Origin of the sequence: Flavobacterium qiangtangense (assembly GCF_042658345.1) — a bacterium.
In the GTDB taxonomy this organism is placed as follows: domain Bacteria; phylum Bacteroidota; class Bacteroidia; order Flavobacteriales; family Flavobacteriaceae; genus Flavobacterium; species Flavobacterium qiangtangense.
Map to the genome: position 1 here is coordinate 453,219 of NZ_JBHSQB010000003.1, position 21,670 is coordinate 474,888.

At 45.4% G+C, this 21,670-nt stretch carries 14 protein-coding genes; 11 read left to right on the top strand and 3 right to left on the bottom strand.

From position 1 onward, the window contains the following. Window positions 1-148: 148 nt before the first annotated feature. The 3 genes from ACFPVY_RS02150 to ACFPVY_RS02160 are packed head-to-tail and all read right to left on the bottom strand — an operon-like array spanning window position 149 to window position 2,008. A complete protein-coding gene (locus ACFPVY_RS02150; protein WP_379790057.1) occupies window positions 149-787 on the bottom strand; it encodes a conjugal transfer protein TraD in 639 nt (212 codons plus the stop codon). Between the two features lie 11 nt (window positions 788-798). Further along, window positions 799-1,236 (bottom strand): DUF3408 domain-containing protein, encoded by a 438-nt coding sequence (locus ACFPVY_RS02155; RefSeq protein ID WP_379790058.1) that lies wholly within the window; start codon window positions 1,234-1,236, stop codon window positions 799-801. A 4-nt stretch (window positions 1,237-1,240) separates the two neighbouring features. Further along, window positions 1,241-2,008 (bottom strand): ParA family protein, encoded by a 768-nt coding sequence (locus ACFPVY_RS02160; RefSeq protein ID WP_379790059.1) that lies wholly within the window; start codon window positions 2,006-2,008, stop codon window positions 1,241-1,243. A 701-nt stretch (window positions 2,009-2,709) separates the two neighbouring features. On the opposite strand from ACFPVY_RS02160, the gene mobA reads away from it, so the two are divergent. From mobA to ACFPVY_RS02215, 11 genes are all read left to right on the top strand, one after another. Continuing rightward, entirely contained in the window at window positions 2,710-3,141 is a 432-nt protein-coding gene (mobA, locus tag ACFPVY_RS02165; protein ID WP_379790265.1) for a conjugal transfer protein MobA, read from the top strand. 7 nt (window positions 3,142-3,148) lie between these two features. Beyond that, a complete protein-coding gene (gene mobB, locus ACFPVY_RS02170) occupies window positions 3,149-4,429 on the top strand; it encodes a conjugal transfer protein MobB (RefSeq protein WP_379790060.1) in 1,281 nt (426 codons plus the stop codon). 211 nt (window positions 4,430-4,640) lie between these two features. Further along, window positions 4,641-6,188, top strand: a complete 1,548-nt coding sequence (locus tag ACFPVY_RS02175; protein WP_379790061.1) for a tetratricopeptide repeat protein — start codon at window positions 4,641-4,643, stop codon at window positions 6,186-6,188. Between the two features lie 1,638 nt (window positions 6,189-7,826). Beyond that, window positions 7,827-11,591: a DUF7507 domain-containing protein gene (locus ACFPVY_RS02180; RefSeq protein ID WP_465254357.1), complete on the top strand. Its 3,765-nt coding sequence runs from the start codon at window positions 7,827-7,829 to the stop codon at window positions 11,589-11,591. Beyond that, a complete protein-coding gene (locus tag ACFPVY_RS02185; RefSeq protein WP_379790063.1) occupies window positions 11,588-13,441 on the top strand; it encodes a DUF7507 domain-containing protein in 1,854 nt (617 codons plus the stop codon). The genes ACFPVY_RS02180 and ACFPVY_RS02185 overlap by 4 nt, the downstream gene beginning before the upstream one ends. Window positions 13,442-13,489: 48 nt before the next feature. Next, window positions 13,490-14,401 (top strand): PorP/SprF family type IX secretion system membrane protein, encoded by a 912-nt coding sequence (locus tag ACFPVY_RS02190; protein ID WP_379790065.1) that lies wholly within the window; start codon window positions 13,490-13,492, stop codon window positions 14,399-14,401. Between the two features lie 11 nt (window positions 14,402-14,412). After that, window positions 14,413-16,344, top strand: coding sequence for an OmpA family protein (locus tag ACFPVY_RS02195; RefSeq protein WP_379790066.1), 1,932 nt, complete (start codon window positions 14,413-14,415; stop codon window positions 16,342-16,344). Further along, on the top strand, window positions 16,344-16,514 hold the full coding sequence (locus ACFPVY_RS02200; protein WP_379790067.1) for a hypothetical protein: 171 nt from the start codon (window positions 16,344-16,346) through the stop codon (window positions 16,512-16,514). Before ACFPVY_RS02195 ends, ACFPVY_RS02200 begins: the two co-directional genes overlap by 1 nt. A gap of 121 nt (window positions 16,515-16,635) precedes the next feature. Beyond that, window positions 16,636-18,519: a sensor histidine kinase gene (locus ACFPVY_RS02205; RefSeq protein WP_379790068.1), complete on the top strand. Its 1,884-nt coding sequence runs from the start codon at window positions 16,636-16,638 to the stop codon at window positions 18,517-18,519. A 248-nt stretch (window positions 18,520-18,767) separates the two neighbouring features. After that, a complete protein-coding gene (gene mobC, locus ACFPVY_RS02210) occupies window positions 18,768-20,768 on the top strand; it encodes a conjugal transfer protein MobC (RefSeq protein ID WP_379790069.1) in 2,001 nt (666 codons plus the stop codon). A 314-nt stretch (window positions 20,769-21,082) separates the two neighbouring features. Then, on the top strand, window positions 21,083-21,661 hold the full coding sequence (locus ACFPVY_RS02215; protein WP_379790070.1) for a TetR/AcrR family transcriptional regulator: 579 nt from the start codon (window positions 21,083-21,085) through the stop codon (window positions 21,659-21,661). Window positions 21,662-21,670: the final 9 nt, after the last annotated feature.

Sequence of the window (21,670 nt, forward strand, 5' to 3'; positions counted from 1 at the left end):
TCGGGAGCAAATATCTTAGCAAAAAGAAGCTCTTCTTCGAGATGGAAGCGGTTGGGATTTCTTGGCAGTAAGAGGCATTGCAATGACTATCAGGCATAAAAAAACGCCGGCACTTATTGGGATCGCTGCTTTTCTTTTTGGAGGCACCCTACGCAAAGTCGCCGATGTCAAACTGCTCCAGGTCATCCTTACTCAAAGCGGAAGAACGGTCCTTCGTTTCAGATGAGAGTGTGCTGTCCAAGAGTGCGACAATTTTTTGGGAAGCGCCCGCGACGGAATTTTCCAGCAGGCTGAATAATTCAGTACCCTGCAATCGCTGGACAACCGCTGCTGCTGTTTGCTTTTGGGCTTGTTGCAGATTTTCTTTTTGGAGCAACGCCGCTGCAGCGCTTAGTTCTTCATAGGTAACTCCTTGGGCAAGACTGTCATCGCCACCGGATATTCCGTACCTGCTCCATTCTTCTTCCTCTTCCTCTAAATCAGGCCTATTGCTGAAAACTTCGTCCAGTGCTGACTGCGGCATTTGAATGCCGACGTTTTCATTTTCGTCATATTCAATGTCTAAATCAGCTGGGTTAATCTCTGGTTCCAGAACTTGGCGCTCAGTGGAAGTGACTGCAACTGGAAGTGTTCTTGCGGCTTTGGGCTGCCCCATTATATCAGGGAGGTTCGGTGTGGCTTTTTCCATTGTCGGTTGCTTTTGATCACACCTTTTTTTAATGGTAATCTTGTCCTGTACTAGCAGGATAATAATTATAAGCAGGCAAATCACAATTACTATTTCCATAATCAAATGTTTTAAAAAATAGGCTTAAATTTTTCGTTGAAATCATCCGTAATCGCTTTCTCGAAGAGTTCAAAATGATGCTCCAGAATATTGTCAAGATAAGCGTACAGCGGTATCTCATCCTTTCCCATGACTTGAATGATGCGGGAAAGCCGCTCGTGGTATTCCTGCCGGATATAGATGCTTTTATTTCCACGCCGGGTCATCGAATGGGTTTTTAAAAAATGGTCGCCATAACTTTCACCAAGGTTTTGCTTTGTTCGGCTCTTTTCTTTTTGAACGGGTTTATGCCTTGTAGATCCTTCCGGTTTTACATTTTCATTTTCCAGCTTTTCGGCGGGTTCAGCAGGGAGGCGTATTCCGTCTTTTTTTACGCCGTCCACCATCAGGTTCATCATCATTTCCTCATTGATATCCGGCGCAGCTTTTTTTCTATTCTCTTTCTCCATAGGGCTATAGCTGAATGATTTTCAAAAATTCCGCGACAAATAAGTCCAATTGGCACGCTTTCATCAGCCGTTCCTCTGGAGGCATCAGGGTAGAGCGGAACACCGTCCTGCTGTCCGCTTCGCTTTCCTTGCGGAAGCGGGTACTGCTCTTGATCTGGCTCTGCATCAAGGGCAGTCCCAATTGTTCGATTAGCTGGTGGTAAACGCCATACAGCGGCGTGCTTTCCCTGCCGTCCACCTGGTTCCAAAAGAGATTGATGGTTTTTATGGAAGTTTCCCCTTTCTTCATGATCACGTCCTGCAAAAGCTGCGTAAAGATGAGGGTGCTCTCCATGACCACGCGGTCTGCCGTGATGGGCGTGAAAACGTGGTGCATGCCGGCCAGCGCTTTGAGGATTCCGGGCGTGTTTACGGTTCCCGGCAGGTCAAAAAATACCACATCAATGGGAACGGCAGCAGCAGCAGCAAATTCGTTTGCCGCTTCCAATACATTATCCGCCTTGTGCTGCAATATCGGATAGGCTTTTTTGTTGATGGTAGTAAATTGCCTGTAGGCCAGCTTTTTCAAAGTTTCATTTTCCATGACCATTGCCAGATCTCTTGCTTTCATTTTCACTAGGCTGTGCTGTGGAAAATCCGCATCGAATACAGCAACATTGTAGCCCAATCGATAGTGCATCGTGCTTGCAACGAGCGTTGTAAAGGTGCTTTTGCCGACACCGCCTTTTTGGGAAGAAAAGGCGATAAAAAGCGGTTTCTTTTTTGTGTCCATATTTTAAAAATTTAAAGTTTCTTAGTAGTGGCAGTCCTGCGGGCAATCAGCCGGGCATTCCTGCTTTCGTTCAGGCTTGCTTGCCGGATAGCCGGCAGGCTTTCTTGGCTTCCTGATTGCTCGAGAGCAGGCAGGAATGCTATCCGGCAGGGTAGGCATCTCACTTGCATTCCTATACTCCGGCATTCTGGAGAGCAAGCTAGCAAGCTTGATTGGAAGCCATTACGCTTTTGTTCCAGCAATCTCGGAATCAAGCCGTTAGTATAGCAGTACCGGCTGCCTGCATGCTGTCGGTCTTTCTTTCATGATGGAGTTCCTGCCATCCGTCCAGCGCAAAGAAATAAGGATACTGCGGTCATACTAGCAATGTGGCATGGGTTGGCATTCAGCTGAAGTGTTTGTCCGGGCGCGGTTTTGCAATATTCCGACGGCCAGGCCTTTACTTTGCAAAATGATTTTAACTGACGGATTCATGCAAAATACGATTGGCAAAAAGAACAATAGAAAGAAGTGCGCCGGGGCATTATCCCTGTTGCATCCAATCCGTCCCGAAGGGCGGATTCTTGTGTTCGACAGAACACGGCAAGTTGTGTTTTGAGGCACTCGAAACCGAGTTCGTGCCTCAAAACAACTTGCCCTGCCGGGGGCTGGAAAAACCACTCCGGAGTCGGGGTTTTTTATGGATTATAAATGGATTTGTGATGAAAGAGAACAATAACAGAAAACAGAACAAAGGCGGGCGTAAGCCAAAAGTCCAGCCGAGCATCCACCGCCATGTATTCCGTCTTACCGACGAAGAAGATGCCAGGCTATTATCGCTGTATGAAGCATCGGGAATGCCCAACAAGGCAAAATTTATCATTTCGCTCTTGTTTGGCAAGGAAATGAAATCGGTTAAAATTGACAAGGGCACGGTTGATTTTTATATGCGACTGACTTCGTTTCACAGCCAGTTCCGTTCCGTAGGCGTGAACTATAATCAAATTGTAAAGCTATTGTACAAAAATTTTTCCGAGAAAAAAGCAGGAGCCTATCTCTACAAGCTGGAAAAGCAGACTGCGGAATTGGCAATGCTGTGCCAGAAGATCATTCAGATAACCGAAGAATTTGAAGCAAAACATCCGAAAAAATAGTAAAAGTATGATAGCAAAAATTGGCAGAAGCAGCAATTTATATGGAGCATTGGCATACAATCAGCTAAAAGTGGAGAATGAAAACGGACAGATTTTGCTCGCCAACAAGATGATTGAAACCGCGAATGGTCATTATTCTGTTGCACAATTAGCCCAATCATTTGCACCTTACCTAATCGCCAACCGAAATACCGAGAAACATACCTTGCATATTTCTCTCAATCCCGACCAGAATGATAAGGTAAGTGATGATAATTTCAGTGAAATGGCGGAAGAATATATGCGTGAAATGGGTTATGGGCAGCAGCCTTTTGTGGTTTTCAAGCATACCGATATCGATCGCAGCCATATCCACATCGTATCGGTCTGTGTGGACGAAGAGGGTAAAAAGATTTCGGACAAGTTCGAAAAAATGCGTTCTATGAAGGTGTGCCGTGAGCTCGAAAGGAAATACGGATTGATAACCGCAACTGATAAAGAACACAAGCATAATGACAAAGTTTTCCGTCCGGTAGATTGCAAAGCTGGAGATATAAAAAGCCAGTTAGCTTCTGTTATCCGCCATTTGCCGAACTACTATAAATACCAAACTTTGGGCGAATACAACGCCCTGCTTTCCCTTTTCAAGATTACCGCCGAAAGGGTAGAAAGTGAATTGCAGGGGCAGTTGCGACAGGGTTTACTATACATTCCATTAAATGAAAAGGGAGAAAAAGCCGGCCATCCGTTCAAAGCTTCTATGTTTGGGAAAAGTGCTGGACTTCCAGCTTTGGAAATGCATTTTGAGAAATGTAAAATTGAATTAAGAAATAATCCTGTTCGAAAAACTTTAAAATCTGCTGTAAACATTGCTATACAATCAACAAATGATGAAGTGAGTTTTAAGAAACAGTTAGCCGTACAAGGGATTAATGTAGTGATTAGGAGAACTGGTACAGGAAGAATTTATGCGATAACTTTTATTGACCATAATTCTAAAACAGTTTGGAATGGTTCGCGATTTGGAAAAGAACTTTCTGCCAATATTTTTAATGAGTATTGGAATAATAACATCAAACCGGAAACTAAAGAATCAGTCCAATCACAAGTAAGTTTTCCTATGTCGAACGATATGGAAGATTTGCCTGTGGAAGAAGCTCACCATTTGTTCGACTTTCTGAGTACTAAAAAGGGCGAGGGCGGTGTGTTAGCAGTTTTGGGCTCCTTGCTTCCTGAGGCAATGGGAGAAGATTATGAAGAACAGTACTTTGCAAACAGCATGCGAAAGAACAAGAGACGAGGGAAGTGATGATTGCAACGGATTGGATGTATATCCCGGTCCAATAAAAATTAAATGTATCAATTCCGTTTTTCGGCGTTTAATTATGTTATTTATATTTGAATTAAATTAAATTTGCATTCTAAATTCCACACCCTTGCCGATGACACTTTCGCAAAATAACCCCGTTCGCTTTCTAACTTTTCTTAACAACACTGTTGTAAAATGCCTAATCTCCAGCATGATACTGACGCTTAACGCATCTTACGCTCAGAAACAAAGCAAATTTGATAGTATTTTCTACAATACCGCTGTCAATGTCTCTGGCAAGGACAATGGGAAGGCCTTGCTGATTGCAGATTCGCTATTCCGGCATACAATTGATGGCACAGACAAGGTCAGGGCATTAATGCTGTCGGCCGACATTAACACCAAAAAAGGGGACAGGAACAGCGCGATAAAATATGCCCTCAAAGCAAATGCGATTGCCGTGGAACTGGGAAATCATGAGTGGGTTGCGCGCATTTCCGGCTTTCTGTCTACCCAGTACAGATCCATGGGCCTAAAGCATTCAGGCCTCAAATTCCTTTCAGAGGGGCTGGAGGCCTCGAAAAAAATTGAAAATCCCAGCCTGTCTCGTCAATTTCAGGCTATCGCACTACAGGAGCGCGCCTATTACCAAATGGAAGACAGGCAGTACCACCAAGCAATTACGAGCCTTGAAGCTGCCGACAACCTCTTTCATACGCTGCGCGACTCCCAGTCAAAATTTTTTTTCCTTGCCACCAACCAGGAACTGCTGGGCAAGAACCATATTTCCGCATCGCGCTATGATGTGGCCGAAACCGACTACATGAAAGGCCTTGCCTACCTGGAAAAGGCTTCAGGGGGCGATTCGCCACTGAAAGGGTTTATCTACGATGGGCTGGGCAAGATCTGCATGAGGAATAAGAAACTCAATGAAGCGAAAAACTATTTTGTTCAGGCACTTTCCATAGCAGAAAAGGCAGATTTTGTTGCCTTGAAGCTTGACGTTTATAAAGATCTCTCAGCCTACTATGAACGCACCGGCGACATGGGCAGTCACATGCGCTACAACAAGCTCTACGACCAAACGGCAGCAAGCCAGCTTATAGAAGACCAAAAAAGCGCCGATACCATTGTTATTTCTGTAAAAGAAGAGGCGAAAGGGTCGGAACATAAGAGCAGGGTATATGCCTACGGGGGAGTCGCAGCCCTGCTCATCCTGATTGCGTCATTTTTAGTCTACGGGGCTAGGAAAAAGAAAGAGAAGAAAAAATTTCAAAAAATCATAAAGCAGCTTCGGGAACGAAGAGCACAGGCAAACGAACCTGTGGCAGACACGGCCTTACCATTCCTCCCGGCGGACAAAAAGGATGCTGCCATGATGTCGCCCGAAGTCGAACAGCTCTTGATTGAGAGGCTCGCCAAATTTGAATCTGGCAGCAAGTTTACGGACAGCACCATATCCCTTGCATCTGTTTCCGCGTTGCTGGATACCAATTCGAAGTACCTCTCCTATATAATAAACAACCGAAAAGGGAAAGATTTTAATTCCTACATCAATGAGCTTCGCGTATATTTTATTGTCAATAAAATAGAGAATGACGCAGCCTACGCTAATTACAAGATCAGCTATCTAGCTGAAGTAGCCGGATTTTCTTCTCACAGTAAATTCTCAGCCGTGTTTAAATCAGTACTCGGCCTCTCGCCCTCTATTTTTTTGGAACAACATAAGGCGTCCAAAAAGCACAAACACTCTGAATAGGGTGTTTTTTTTTTTCAATTTTTTTGTTTTTTGGCAGTGCGAACTTCAGTCGCTTGCGCAATTCTTATAGGCGCGGCAGAACGCGCGAGTACCTTGAAATATTGAGGTTTATCGCACAAATTGTGTATTCAGATTACTGAATACGGACAGTGCATGATTGGTTTTCTATGCTTAAGCGGAATACTTTTACCGCCGAATAAAAGAAATAGAACAGGTTGCAATTTTATACCGCCTTGGTAGCATGATCAACACCCTAATTAATCCTGTCCTTTTCAATTAATACACAATACTATGAATAAGAACTACTCTTGCAAGACGGGCCTGTTAACCTGTCGACGCATGAATGTGTTTCTCAGCGGTACCGCGGCGAGAATGAAACATGCATTTGCAGCAAGCCTAATCCTCATGACTGGCTTTTGGTCAGGCGCGTATGCTGACGGAAGTAAAGATTTGTATCCTGCGGGAGCTGCCGGAAACCGAGCCTTCCTGTACAGTAACAGCTACACAGCTGGGGGGACAACAATTAATTCCTGGCCGTTCAAGACCCTGGGAACCCATTATGTATATGCCGGCGCGGGAGAGACAATTGCCGCAGCGTCAAGTGCCCAAAATATCGGAAACGGCCGCATCCGGCTTATCGCCCCAGATGGTGCAGAATATACTACAGCAGCTGGCACGACCGGCCAGATACCCAATCGGAATGGCGAACTAGCCGGTCCCCGATATCCGGGACAAGGATCGGGGGGCAACAGGTATGTTCCCTATACGGTTACCGTAGGTGCGGGACAGGCGGGAATATGGAAAGTAGAATTTTTGCCGACCGGTTCGGCGACCAGCAGTACGACACCCACCGTTTCTGACACGGCTGCCGACGGCGCATGGACGCAGTCCAGCAATACCGAACTCATCAGTGCCTGGGACGTATCCGTCAGAAATGCATCGAATGCAGCCTGGATTCCAGGAAGGGTATACTCAAATGTTTTCAACCTCCACATCCAGGGAAGCTCGTTTTTAAATACAAAAGCCTTTTACGGCAATTTTTTCGTTTTGACCAGGGATGGAGTTGCCTACAGAGTAACAAACAACGGATCCAACGGGGTAGGTTTTACGTTTTTTGTAAATAATAAAGGGTTTTTAGATACTGCAGGAAATTCATCCTACAGCAGCTTAAACATCTCCAACCCATCGAATGCGGACTTCAGGGTCCATGACCCTAGGGCCTTGGACAATGCCAACAATGTCACGCATAAGATATTTTATACGGCGCCATCCGCCGACCTGCCTTCAAGCGCGGCACAAGCTGTCAGCACAACCTCAAGCGTCTCGACATGGTTGAAAAATAACACGGTGACGCCCACTGCGACAAACATAACCTATACGGGAGTAGAAGGAACGCCAAATCTTTCAGGAAACAAGGGAGCATATATCGGCTTTGATTCCAACCTCGCAGGAAGCTATAGAATTGAAGTAATTGGCGATTTTCCAACGAGAACAATTACAGGGAACTGTATTGTCGGAACTAATACTATTCTATGGGACGGTAAAGACGGTGCAGGCAACATTTTGCCTCCTAATACTAATATTGGAGAGATCAGGGTACAGCTTTTTGGTGCCGAAGTCCATTTTCCTTTCATTGACATGGAGATTAATCCGGGAGGTATCATAATAGAGCAATTAGACGAAAATTATACCTTATATTCTCCAAATAGAGATTTGGTCTATTGGGATGATGCTAATGTTGCCGGTGGCAACGCAAATACAAAATCAAACCCGACCGCTTCTGGAAATTTAGGAATTTCAAGTAACAGCAACGGGCACAAATGGGGGCGAAATACTACAGGAAGTTCGGGTTCTGGAAATACAGGCGATGGAGGTTCAAGTTTTGGAAATGAAAAGTCGCTAGATACGTGGAGTTTTGTTCCGGGCGCAGTTATTATCAAAACTTTGAATATTGTAATCGCTTCTGCAGATCTAGAAGTAGAAAGCATCACGCCATCGACGACGACTGTGGGTGTTGGTCAAGCGATCAATTATGAGGTTGTTGTAAAAAACAATGGGCCAAGTGATGTAACTGGTGCTGGTTTTGCGTTTAACGTCCCAGCTGGATTCGCGATTACCAGTGTTACTTATGTAAATGACCAGGGAACGGTAGTCGTAGTTGATGGAACGATTGATCCAGTTACGGGCAATTATACTGCGGCTCTGGATATGACAAACGGTTCTGAAATTGTTTTCACAATCACGGGAACAGTTGGCGCATCATTAGCCGGGCAGCCGCTAATTGTGGAAGGCACCATTATTCGTCCGGCGGACGTAACGGATATTGATGCAACAAACCCCGGGGTAACGCCACCGACAGATCCTCACCTAGAATGCCGAAATGGAACAGCTGCCGAAAATTGTAATAATATTAAAGCTAATTCTTTAGCTGTTGATGCTGCGCCTCCCGTAGTAAATGTTGCGGATATTTCTGTTACTAAAATTGTAAATAATATGACTCCTTTTGGTTTTGATAATGTGACATTTACATTAACTGTCAAAAACAATGGGCCTGACGATGCTCAATCTCTTTTAGTTGCTGATCAACTGACAAGTGGCTACACTTACAAAGGAGATAATGGATCTGGAAGTTATAATGCTACAACGGGTATTTGGACAATTGGTACTTTAGCCAATCAAGCTTCTGTGACTTTAACAATTACTGCAGTAGTAAATACTACTGGTGATTATGAAAACACAGCCAGCGTTTCTTCCGATGCTACAACCGATCCAGTACTATTTAATAACACTTCAACAGTAACACTGACCCCGCAAATATTACCTCCTTTTGATTGTAGTGCCGGAACAGGTTTCATTTTAACGAACGCGGGTCCGAGCAGTAATTTTGTTACCAGTTTATATGGTTTTAATCTTGCAAGCGGAGATGAACAAATCATTAGGCAGCCTTTAATTGCATCTGGACCAAATCAATTTATTAATGGCGTAGGCTATAATCTAATAGACGATTATATCTATGGATTTCGTTATAATACGAACCAAATTGTTCGAATAGGAGCTAATGGAGACGTACAATTGCTTTCTATAAATGGCTTGACAGGTTCTTACCCTGCTGGAGATGTTAGTGATGACGGTGTTTTATATTTATATGGTAATAATAAATTTGTAACTATTAACTTGAATCCTCTAGCTTCTGATTATTTAGTTATGCATGATAAATTATCTTATACAAATTCAATAAACGATTTTGCTTTTAATCCAATTGATAAAAATATTTATGCAGTAACGAGTAATTCTCCGGTTAGTTTGCTAAAATATGATATCATATTGAATAGTGTTATAAACTTAGGTACGGTATCTGGTTTGACAAGTGCATCATACGGTACTTCATTTATGGACAGCGAAGGAAATTTATTTGTTGGTAACAATGGAACCGGCGTTATTTCCAGGATTGCAAAAACGCATGAAATAATTTCTGCTGGCACTATAAATACAACTGTATTTTCGTCTGCTTTAAGTGGCTTAAGTCCTGGTGATGGAGCCAGGTGTACAAGCGCTGCAGTTGCTCCGTTAGCAGTAGACGATGAGAGTTGTGCAATTGCGGGAGGAACTGAAATAAGCATTGATGTTTTAAATACTGATCAAGCGGGTACTTTAGCTATAGATATTACAAGTGTAAGACTTCTAAATGGTAGTGCACCGGTTACTGCTCTAACCGTTTCAGGTCAAGGTGAATTCATTGTGGATACAACTACTGGAGAAGTAAGATTTACGCCTGAGGCTACTTTCTCAGGAACCTCAGTAAATTATTTAATTTCAGATGTTAACGGAAATTTATCTGAAGAAGCTATAATTAGCGTTAATGTTTGTCCTCAGGTATCATTGATTATTGCCGAAGACGATGATAACAGTGCAACTCCATTAGTTGCAGGTGCGTCGATCCCTTCGGCAGTGACTTCTAATGATATTATCAATGGAACAGCTGTTGTTTTAGGATCATCTCCTGGACAAGTTTCAATAACAGGGGTTACAGGTGATACTAACAGTTTGAATCTTGATACCTCAAGCGGGACGGTTACTGTCAGTCCAAGTGCGCTATCAGGACTTTATAGTATAACTTATACTTTATGTGAAAATGGTGCTGTACCTCTAAATTGCGATACAGCCACTGTAACGGTACGTGTTCAAAATTCAATTTCTGGGGTTAGTAATTGTTTTGAAGAAACCGCAGGTGTTAGCTTTACAACTGCAGCGGATCCTAATCCGAGTATTTATTCTTATACTTTTAACGCGCCATCAGCAGATTACGGTTTTCAATTTGATATTTATACCTTAGATAATTCTTTTAACTTACAGGTAAACGGTGTAAATATTACTACTAAGGAAATACAGTTCCAAGCGGGAAATAGCACTTTGCCACAAAATGTCAGATTCGCAGATGGAAGTAATTATGGAACTGGGGGAATCTCCCAAATATATCAGATAACCGGCAGCGCTGCTACCAATCCAATAATTCGAGTAATTATCAATCCAAACGGTTCCATATCTCTATTAGGTTCCAAAACAAGCGGCGGTATCTTAGAACCTTTAGAATTGTTTAATGACAATAGTTTTAATCAAATTATCTGGGATCCTGTTAGTAACAATACGGTCAAAGCGACCCAATTTGTAATCGGACTTACGTATATGACTGGCTATGGATCGGGATTGAATGCTGTTACGTGTCCGATATTAGCAGTGGAAGATAACGATATTCCATATACGTCAGGTCAAACAACGCCATTGCCATTAGTAACTGATAATGATACATTAAATGGCAATCCGGCAATACCAGGATTGGGTGGCAATGTAGTTATTACAGATACCACGGTAGGTGGTAGTCCAATAACCATTAATCTTGACGGAACAATTACCGTGGCCGAGGATACCCCGCCAGGAGAATATCCGTTTTCTTATACTATTTGTGAAACAGCTGCTGTTGATAATTGCAGTTCCACGACAGGTTCAGTTATAATTGCAGGAGTACCTTCGATTGCCGTGACCAAAGACGGAACGTATGCAGATGTGAACGCCGACGGCATTGCCAATGTCGGGGACGTGGTCAACTATGCCTTCACGGTAGCCAATACGGGCAATACGACCCTGACCAATATAATCGTAACCGATGAGAACGCGGTTGTAACAGGCTCGCTGGCTTCATTGGCGGCAGGAGCGACTGACTCGACCAGCTTCACGGCGGTCCATGTCATCACTCAGGCGGATATCGATGCCGGCTATGTCTATAACCTGGCTCTGGCTTCNCGGATGAGTCTGAAGACCCGACGCCGTGCGCTACCTGTCCGGTTGATCCGGCATGTGCCACGTGCACGATCGTTGAGATTGTCCAGGCTCCTTCGATTGCCGTGACCAAAGACGGAACGTATGCAGATACGAACGCCGACGGCATCGCGAATGTAGGGGACGTGGTCAACTATACCTTCACGGTAACCAATACGGGCAATACGACACTGACAAATATCGCTGTAACGGATGATAATGCGGTTGTAACAGGCTCGCTGGCTTCATTGGCGGCAGGAGCGACTGACTCGACGAGCTTCACGGCGGTCCATGTCATCACTCAGGCGGATATCGATGCCGGCTATGTCTATAACCTGGCTCTGGCTTCAGGGAACGATCCAAAAGGAAATCCGATAGAGGATGAATCAAACGATCCGACGCCGTGCGCTACCTGTCCGGTTGATCCGGCGTGTGCCACTTGCACGATCGTTGAGATTGTCCAGGCTCCTTCGATTGCCGTGACCAAAGACGGAACGTATGCAGATACGAACGCCGACGGCATCGCGAATGTCGGGGACGTGGTCAACTATGCCTTCACGGTAGCCAATACGGGCAATACGACACTGACCAATATAATTGTAACCGATGAGAACGCGGTTGTAACAGGCTCGCTGGCTTCATTGGCGGCAGGAGCGACTGACTCGACCAGCTTCACGGCGGTCCATGTCATCACTCAGGCGGATATCGATGCCGGCTATGTCTATAACCTGGCTCTGGCTTCAGGGAATGACCCTCAGGGTGACCCTGTAACGCATGAGTCTGAAGATCCGACGCCGTGCGCTACCTGTCCGGTTGATCCGGCGTGTGCCACTTGCACGATCGTTGAGATTGTCCAGGCCCCTTCGATTGCCGTGACCAAAGACGGAACGTATGCAGATACGAATAGTGACGGCATCGTGAATGTCGGGGATGTGATCGAATATGAATTTACGGTAACGAACACCGGAAATGTTACCATCACGGATATTTCGCTAACCGATCCAATTGTTGCCGTTTCAGGTGGACCATTAGCTTCTTTAGCGCCACAAGCTTCTGATGCAGTTACATTCACGGCAACATATACGATAACTCAGGCAGATATTGAATTGGGAGCGGTTTACAATTTGGCTTTTGCCGAAGGAACTGATCCTAACGGAAATCCAGTAGACGACGAATCGCAAGATCCTTCGCCTCTTGATCCGACAGACCCATTGTATGAGCCGACTTGCCCGGATTGTACTGTTACCATCCTAGAGCAAAATCCAGGCATCGCCTTAATCAAGACAGCAACATTCAATGATGCAAACAGTAACGGAATCGCGGAAGCTGGAGAAACTATTACTTATAACTTTACCGTTACCAATACCGGAAACGTGAGCTTGAGTGATGTAACCATCAATGATCCGCTTCCAGGAGTGGTTGTAATTGGCGGGCCTATAAATCTAGCTGTCGGGCAAAACGACAGTACTACATTTACTGCAACGTACGCAATTACGCAAGCTGACATCAATGCAGGAAGTGTTTCTAACCAAGCGATCGTAACGGGTAGAAGCCCTCTTGGACAAGAAGTCTCTGATGAGTCTGATGATACGGATAATGCAGGTAACGAGCCGACGGTCGTAGCAATTGAAGGATGCACGATAAACGTTTTCAACGCTGTATCTCCAAACGATGACGGAAGCAATGAGATTTTCTACATAGGTGGTTTGGAATGCTATCCAGACAACCAAGTACAGATTTTCAACCGTTGGGGAGTTTTAGTCTACGAAGTAAATGGCTATAATAACAACGACAAGTCGTTCAGAGGTTATTCGGGAGGAAGGGTTACCGTAAACAAATCGGAAGGCTTGCCGGACGGTACCTATTTCTATTTCTTGAAATATAAAAGACCAGACGGTTCTGTCAGTGAGAAAAGCGGCTATTTATATTTAAGCAGGTAAAGTTAAATTTCCGGGAGTCGCAAGATTCCCGGAATAACAAAATTAATCATGAAAAAAATAATTATACTTTCGGTCTGGATCCTTGTGGCGGCGGATGCCTTCGCACAGCAGGATGCGCAGTACACGCAATATATGTACAATACCGTCAATGTAAATCCAGCCTATGCCGGAACCAGAGGGGTCTTGAGCGTCTTTGGGCTTCACAGGACGCAGTGGGTCGGCCTGGATGGGGCACCGGTAACCAATGCAGTATCTATAAGCACCCCGATCGAAGGCACCAATCTTGGAATCGGACTTTCATTTGTCAACGACAGGATAGGGCCGACCGATGAAAATGCAATCTCGACAGACATATCCTATACGGTAAGAACATCAGAAACCTTCAAGCTGTCCTTTGGAATCAAGGCCACCGCCAACCTATTCAATCTCGATGTCAGCAAGTTAAATCCTGCTGACCAGGGAGATCCCCGATTCCAGGACCTGAACAATAATTTTACCCCGAATATAGGGGCCGGCGTCTATCTCCATTCTGACAGAATGTATGTGGGGCTTTCTGTTCCCAGTTTCTTCGAGACGCACCGCTACGACGATAATTCAGTCTCGATAAATAAGGAACGGATGAATGCCTACCTGATCGGAGGCTATGTGTTTGACCTGACCCCGAGCGTAAAGTTCAAGCCGGCTTTTTTGGTAAAAGCCGTAGAGGGAGCGCCGCTCCAGGCAGATCTTTCAGGAAATTTTCTTTTCAACGAAAAGTTCACCCTTGGATTGGCATGGAGATGGGATGCTGCTGCTAGCGCTATGGCAGGATTTCAAATAACCGATGGCCTACTTATAGGATACGGATACGACATGGAAACGACAAAGCTCTCAAACTATAATTCAGGTTCGCATGAAGTCTTTCTTCGTTTCGAATTGTTCAGCAAATACAGCAGGGTAACGTCTCCAAGATTCTTTTAAAAGCAGCAATTATGAAAAAACAGTTATATACAGCCTGGGCCATCTTAAGCGTCCTGGCCGCCCAGGGCCAAGAAGCCAGACTTGCGTCGGCAGACAAGCAATATGAAAAATATGCGTATGTCGATGCCATAAAGACCTATGAAAGAGTTGCTGAAAAAGGATACCGGTCAATAGATTTATTTCAAAAAATAGGGAATGCCTATTATTTTAATGCCGAACTGGACAAAGCTAATAAATGGTATGCCGAGCTTTTCGCAATGAACCAGCCCGTTGATGCAGAATATTATTATCGCTATTCCCAGACACTGAAATCGGCAGGAGATTATGTGAAGGCAAATGAAATGCTGGCAGTTTTCAACAAGAAGAATGCCGATGACCTGAGAGCACAGCTTTATGCAAAACATAAAGATTATCTAGAAGACATCAAGGTAAATTCTGGCCGTTACAAAGTAGAGAACATCGCAATAAATTCTGAGTATTCGGATTACGGGACTGCTTTTTATGACAATAAGCTTGTCTTTGCCTCAGCAAGGGATACGGGCGGTATTTTCAACAGGAAGCACCAGTGGACCAACCAGTCGTTTACAAAAATTTACGCTTCTGAGATCACGCCCGACGGCGCTCTTCTCGAACCTGAGAAGTTCGATGCTTCGCTAAATTCAAAATTCAACGAAGCAACGCCGGTTTTCACAAGAGATGGAAAGACGGTGTACTTCACCAGAAACAATTATAACAATGGAAAAAGGGGAAAAAATAGTGACAGGACAACTCTTTTAAAGATCTATAGGGGCGTCCTTGAAAACGATAAATGGACAAATATCATCGAACTTCCATTTACCAGCAATGAGTTCAGCACTGCGCATCCGGCATTAAGCATTGATGAAAAAACATTATATTTTGCTTCTGACATGCCGGGAACCCTAGGTCAGTCTGATTTGTTCAAGGTAGCAATCCATTCTGACGGAACGTTCGGCACGCCTGAAAACTTGGGAAATAAAATCAATACCGAAGGCCGCGAAACGTTCCCGTACGTCACAGAAGAAGGTGAATTGTATTTCGCTTCCGATGGACAATTGGGACTGGGAGGACTGGATGTTTTCGTGACTCAAATCAGCAGTGACGGAAGTTATGGGGAAATCAGGAACGTTGGGGAACCGGTAAATGGTCCAAAAGATGATTTCGGCTTTATCATTGATGTGAAGACCCGTTTCGGATTTTTCTCTTCGAACAGAGACGGCGGGAAAGGCTATGACGATATTTACAAATTTCAAGAAACGAGAAAGCTGACCTGCGAGCAGCTGCTTTCGGGCTCAATTACAGACAAAGAATCTGGACTGCCCATTGCCAATGCGCGCGTGACCTTGTCTGATGCTTCTTTCAAGGTAATCAAGACAATTTATGCAGACCAAGAAGGGAAATATAGTTTTGAAGTAACGTGCGGCAATTCTTATTATGTAAAGGCAGAAAGCAAAGATTATACTCCAAACGAGCTGAAGGCAGCGATTCCAGAAAAATCGGGTGAGACAACGCTTTCACTGGAATTGGATAAGCCGGTAAAGCAAATTGCAGTGGGAACCGACCTGGCGAAGACTTTCGGAATCGAGATTATCTATTTCGACTTGGATAAGTCAGATATCCGTACAGATGCCGCGATCGACCTGGCTAAAATCGTTGACGTGATGAAAGAGTTTCCAAACATCAAGGTTGATGTCCGTTCGCATACGGACAGCCGCCAGAGCCAGACATACAATAAGCGGCTATCCGAGGCTAGGGCAAAATCGACCATTGCCTGGATGGTGCGCGAGGGAATAGATGCCTCGAGAATATCAGGAAAAGGATATGGGGAAACGCAACTGTTGAACAAATGTGCTGACGGAGTCCAATGTTCAGAAGAAGAACATCAGAAAAACCGAAGAAGCGAATTTATAATCAGCGGGATGTAATGAAAGAAGCAGCTGCTATTTGGCTTATGGGCGGAAGCCTGGTCCTGAACGTGGCCGCCGCCCGGCTGATCGTCAAGGCGTTGGTCGAGAAGAGGCGCAGGGGCTTCTGGCTTGGGTGGATCTTGTTTGCCATCTCGCTAGGTTTGATCCTGTTTGCAGTTTATCAATGACAAGGGGCAGTCCATCGGGCTGCCCCTTGTGTGTTTTAGCGGACTTACAGGCGCTTTAAAAAATGCTTGCCCTGACGCCTTCGATCTTTTTTCGCATATTTGCAACCCAAAACCTCTTATTATGAGAAACTTAAAATCCTGCAGCCGGACCGTCCTTGCGATCGTCCTCTTCATTGCTGCCACTGCGGCTGCACAGACCAGCGAAATCGTATCGCTCCAGAAGGGCCTTGCGCGCAGCAAGGACAGCGTGGCGTATGTCGACAGGCTTAACAGGATAGGGATGCTCATGCATCTCAAGAGTCCTGACAGCTGTGTATTCTATGGCATGCGTGCAAGAGCGGTTGCGGGACGGATCGGGTACCTAAAGGGAGGGACGGATTCAGACAACGTTATTGGGATCGCCTTGGCACTCAAGGGGCTGAATAATGAGGCGCTTCAGATGTTCGGAAGAGTCCTGCAGGACTACCGCAGGTACGGCGACAGCGCAAATGTAGCCCAGGTATATATGAATTTCGCGAGCACAAGCATGCAGCTGGGAAGGGAAAAAGACGCAATAGCTTACAGCCGGCACGCCTTAAGGGCAGGCGCGTCTATCCCAGGGGACAGCATAATGGGAAAGGTTTATACCAATTACTGCATTGCCAACCCGAGGCTGCAGGAAGACAGCGTTCGGTACTACATCGGAAGATCGAACCGGATTGCTGCGGCGCACGGCGACGAGGAGCTGCTGATCGGCAACAGCCAGGTTTTGGCGCTCTTCTACCTGTCCCGCGGCGAACGGGCGGCAGCCCTGCCGCTTTTGACCACGGCACTGGATCAGGCGCGCGCTGCCGGCCTCGAGCGCTTGCAGCTCATAGGGCTCAACCTGCTTGCCATTTACCACGAGCCGAAGAATCCGGCGCTGTCGTTGGAACTTACCGAGCGCCAGTACCGACTTGCCGAGGCGAAGGGTTACGACGAGCTCAAAGCCGAGGTGCTGTTCTCGATGAGGCGCTACGCGGCGCTCGCAGGCCAAAGCGCCAAGAGGCTCGAGATAAACGACGCGCTGGTCAGTGCCCTTTTGGAACGGCAGGCACGCCTTGGTAATTTCATAGGCGACTACGTCAGTTACGGACAGCTTCAGGAGGATTACGAGGGACTGGAGAAGTCAGAGAAGCTCACCAGAAGAACTGCCATAGTCCTAACGTGCCTGAGCGTGGCGGGGATTATCCTATCCCTCTTGCTGCTTAGGGCGCATCTCGCCACGAGACGGGAAGCCCGCCAGAAGGCAGCCATCAACAGCGTTGTCGAGCAGCAGAACAGGCAGCTCCGTACAGCGGACCAATTCAAGACCCGGCTGGTCTCCATCTTGGCCCACGATTTCAGGTCACCCCTCATATCGACACTCTACCTGATCCGCATACTCAAGGGCGGGGAAGCCCTCGAAGAAGAAATGAAGTTCGATTTTTTTGAGAAGCTCGACAGTGAAATTTCGGGGCTCTTGGGACAATTCGACACTACTTTACAATGGATCAGGCAACAGCTGCAAGGCGAGTCACTGCGGCTGGAGCAGCTTCCCTTGCGGGAGCTCTTCCAGGAAGCTATAAAATCGATGGAGGTGTTGCTTTCGGCGCGTGGGGTGTCTGTAGAAAACCTGATACCAGAGGACCTGCACGTCCACGCCGATCGTGAAATGCTGCAGTTTGTCAACCGTAACCTGCTGTCCAATGCCTTCAAGTTTTCGCCTGCGGGTGCTTTGATAACAGTAGGCGCCTTGCCAAAGGACGGATTTCTGGAGGTTTCAGTCTCGGACGGCGGACCGGGAATCGACGAGCACCTGGAGAGACGCCTTTTTCAAATCGGTACGGGAGATGGCTCCACTCACGCAGGGGCAGGCATCGCCCTTTCGCTCAGCCGCGAATTTATCGAGGCAATGGGAGGCACGATATACATCAAGGAGACTGGACCCCAGGGCAGCACATTCGCTTACTCGTTGCCTGTTTCTGGTTCGAGCATACACCAGTAATTTGCGCTTTGCTTTTGGCTGTGCTAGTGTAACCCGATTCGTATTGCCCTCGAGCCTGCGGATCGATTTGTGTCAGAATAGGTGATTTGTCTCGGTTGGCGCATGCGCGCTCCAAGACTCGATGCCTAAGGGCACGCGCGTCCTTTAGGTTTAGGCAGGCCCGAGCCATACCGTACCTCGAGTTGCCATATCTCTGGCTCGTGCTGCCTCGTGCCTAAATTCACGCCCGAACATTAGAGGATATTTGCATGCAGGGAGAAGACGACGTAAGGGGGCTTGCCAAAATTATGGCTTTTATTCGGGCAGTAAGCATCCTTTTGTTATTGATGCATCTGTATTGGTTCTGCTATGGCTTCTTTTTGGAGCGTGGCTGGACCTTGGAAGTCATCAATACAATTTTAGGAAATTTTGAACAGACTGCGGGCTTGTTCTCGCACGCATTGTATACCAAGATATTTGCCTTGGTCTTGCTCGCATTAAGCTGTTGGGGGACGAAAGGCGTGAAAAATGAAAAAATAAACTGGAGTAACATCCATATAGCATCGGCAATCGGGTTTATTTTCTTTTTTCTGAACTTTCCGTTGTTGAAACTGCCGTTATCAACTGCTGCATTTCTATATATTTTTAGCACTGTTTTTGGTTTTATTGCCTTTATGGTAGCAGGAGTTTGGATAAGCCGATTACTCCGCACCAATCTAATGGATGATGTTTTTAACAACGAAAACGAGAGCTTCCAGCAAGAAACCAAGCTTATGGAAAACGAATATTCTGTCAACCTTCCCACCAGGTTTTACTACAAGAAAAAATGGAATGATGGATGGATCAATATTGTCAATCCTTTTCGTGCGACGATTGTCTTGGGAACGCCAGGGTCGGGAAAATCGTACGCCATCGTCAATAGTTATATCAAACAGCAGATTGAAAAAGGTTTTTCGATGTACATCTACGATTTTAAGTTCGACGACCTTTCTACCATTGCCTACAACCATTTGTTAAAACATACGGATAAGTATAAAGTGCAGCCTAAATTCTATGTCATCAATTTTGATGATCCGCGCAAGAGCCACCGCTGCAATCCGCTGAATCCTGTTTTTATGACGGACATATCAGATGCCTATGAAGCTGCCTATACGATAATGCTGAACCTGAACAGGTCATGGATACAGAAACAGGGTGATTTCTTCGTGGAAAGCCCCATTATATTGCTGGCGGCCATCATCTGGTATCTGAAAATCTATGAGGACGGCAAGTATTGCACCTTTCCGCATGCGATTGAACTATTGAACAAAAAGTATTCGGATGTATTTACGATTCTGACGTCCTATCCGGATCTGGAAAATTACCTGTCGCCGTTTATGGATGCCTGGCAGGGCGGGGCGCAGGACCAGCTGCAGGGACAGATCGCATCGGCAAAAATTCCTTTGTCAAGAATGATTTCGCCACAGCTGTACTGGGTAATGACCGGCGATGATTTTTCGCTGGATATCAACAATCCGAAGGAACCCAAAATATTATGCGTCGGCAACAACCCCGACCGCCAGAACGTCTATTCAGCCGCGTTGGGTCTGTACAACTCGAGGATCGTAAAACTCATCAATAAAAAAGGGCAACTAAAAAGTTCGGTTATCATCGATGAGCTGCCGACAATTTACTTCAGGGGATTGGATAATTTGATTGCGACTGCCCGAAGCAATAAGGTAGCCGTCTGTCTGGGCTTTCAGGACTTCTCCCAATTGATACGAGATTATGGAGACAAAGAGGCCAAGGTTATCCAAAACACCGTGGGCAATATATTCAGTGGCCAGGTCGTGGGAGAGACGGCAAAAAGCCTTTCCGAGCGTTTCGGGAAAGTATTGCAAAAAAGGCAGAGCCTGAGCATCAATCGCAATGATACCTCTACTTCCATATCTACCCAATTGGACAGCTTGATACCGGCATCGAAAATTTCCAGCTTGACGCAAGGTTTTTTTGTCGGTTCCGTATCGGATAATTTTGAGGAACGCATCGGCCAGAAAATCTTTCATGCTGAAATCGTGGTGGACAATGAAAAAGTTGCCGCAGAAACTAAAGTATATCAAAAAATCCCTGATATTTTATCTTTTATAAATGAGTTGGGAGAGGAGACTATGAAGCAGCAAATTGAGGCCAATTACCGCCAGATAAAATTAGACATTGTTAAGATTGTCGAAAATGAAATGGAGCGTATCAAGAACGATCCTAATTTGCAACACCTGATACAAAAAGAATGAATGTAATTTAGGATCATTCGATAGCTGCCCTGCTTTTTTGCAGGGTCATTTCGGCTTACAATTTTCACTTGTCGCAAAACGCGACTTTAAACAGCTTGATTAAATAAACAAATTATGCAAGAGAAAATTTTCATTACGGGAGTCTCTCCAGGAGTGGGTAAGAAAACTGCTGGTTTATTTAATGCAAAGGGTTAACCTTTATTTTTTCTTTTTCTTCAGTTTAACATACAGAAATATTTAAATCAGCTGGCACAGCTAATTATTAAATTCTGAAATGGATGTTTCAGATATTTTTATATCTTTGCGTCTGAATTATGGCAAGAAATGTAGAATTTGACGAAAATCTGGCGGTTTCCAAGGCAATGGATGTCTTTTGGAGGAAAGGCTATAATGGCACCACAATGCGGGATCTGACGGAGGCTATGGGCATCAATAGCAGCAGCCTTTACAATACTATTGGCGACAAGCACGAACTTTTTATCCGCAGCATAAAGCATTATACCGAGACCAGAATGAATGAGGCTGTAAAGCAACTGGATCCCATCAAATCTCCCATAAAGGCGATCGAGAAATTTGTACAATCGTCGGTATATGTAATTACGAGCGAACCTAACAGTTGCTTGGCTATCAAAACGACTTTTGAGGTCGCTGTTACCGATGAGCAGGTACAAAAGATCATTAAGCGCGATAATGATTTTACGTATAATCTTTTGAACAGTTTGGTGCAAAAAGCGATCCAGAAAGGAGAAATAACGGTTACCGAAGATGCAGCGATGCTGACCGATTATATCATCAATCACTTTAGCGGGTGGCACGAATTTTTCATCATCCACAAGGACAAAAATCGCATCATGAATATGGCTGCTTTCTTGATCAGACAAATCAAACAATAATTTATTGCC

Bases quoted from the DNA above. Each gene is read 5' to 3' on its own strand.
- ACFPVY_RS02150 (WP_379790057.1), bottom strand. From the start codon at position 787: ATGGAAATAGTAATTGTGATTTGCCTGCTTATAATTATTATCCTGCTA.
- ACFPVY_RS02205 (WP_379790068.1), top strand. From the start codon at position 16,636: ATGAGAAACTTAAAATCCTGCAGCCGGACCGTCCTTGCGATCGTCCTC.
- mobA (WP_379790265.1), top strand. From the start codon at position 2,710: ATGAAAGAGAACAATAACAGAAAACAGAACAAAGGCGGGCGTAAGCCA.
- mobB (WP_379790060.1), top strand. From the start codon at position 3,149: ATGATAGCAAAAATTGGCAGAAGCAGCAATTTATATGGAGCATTGGCA.
- ACFPVY_RS02215 (WP_379790070.1), top strand. From the start codon at position 21,083: ATGGCAAGAAATGTAGAATTTGACGAAAATCTGGCGGTTTCCAAGGCA.
- ACFPVY_RS02190 (WP_379790065.1), top strand. From the start codon at position 13,490: ATGAAAAAAATAATTATACTTTCGGTCTGGATCCTTGTGGCGGCGGAT.
- ACFPVY_RS02160 (WP_379790059.1), bottom strand. From the start codon at position 2,008: ATGGACACAAAAAAGAAACCGCTTTTTATCGCCTTTTCTTCCCAAAAA.
- mobC (WP_379790069.1), top strand. From the start codon at position 18,768: ATGCAGGGAGAAGACGACGTAAGGGGGCTTGCCAAAATTATGGCTTTT.
- ACFPVY_RS02175 (WP_379790061.1), top strand. From the start codon at position 4,641: ATGATACTGACGCTTAACGCATCTTACGCTCAGAAACAAAGCAAATTT.
- ACFPVY_RS02200 (WP_379790067.1), top strand. From the start codon at position 16,344: ATGAAAGAAGCAGCTGCTATTTGGCTTATGGGCGGAAGCCTGGTCCTG.
- ACFPVY_RS02195 (WP_379790066.1), top strand. From the start codon at position 14,413: ATGAAAAAACAGTTATATACAGCCTGGGCCATCTTAAGCGTCCTGGCC.
- ACFPVY_RS02155 (WP_379790058.1), bottom strand. From the start codon at position 1,236: ATGGAGAAAGAGAATAGAAAAAAAGCTGCGCCGGATATCAATGAGGAA.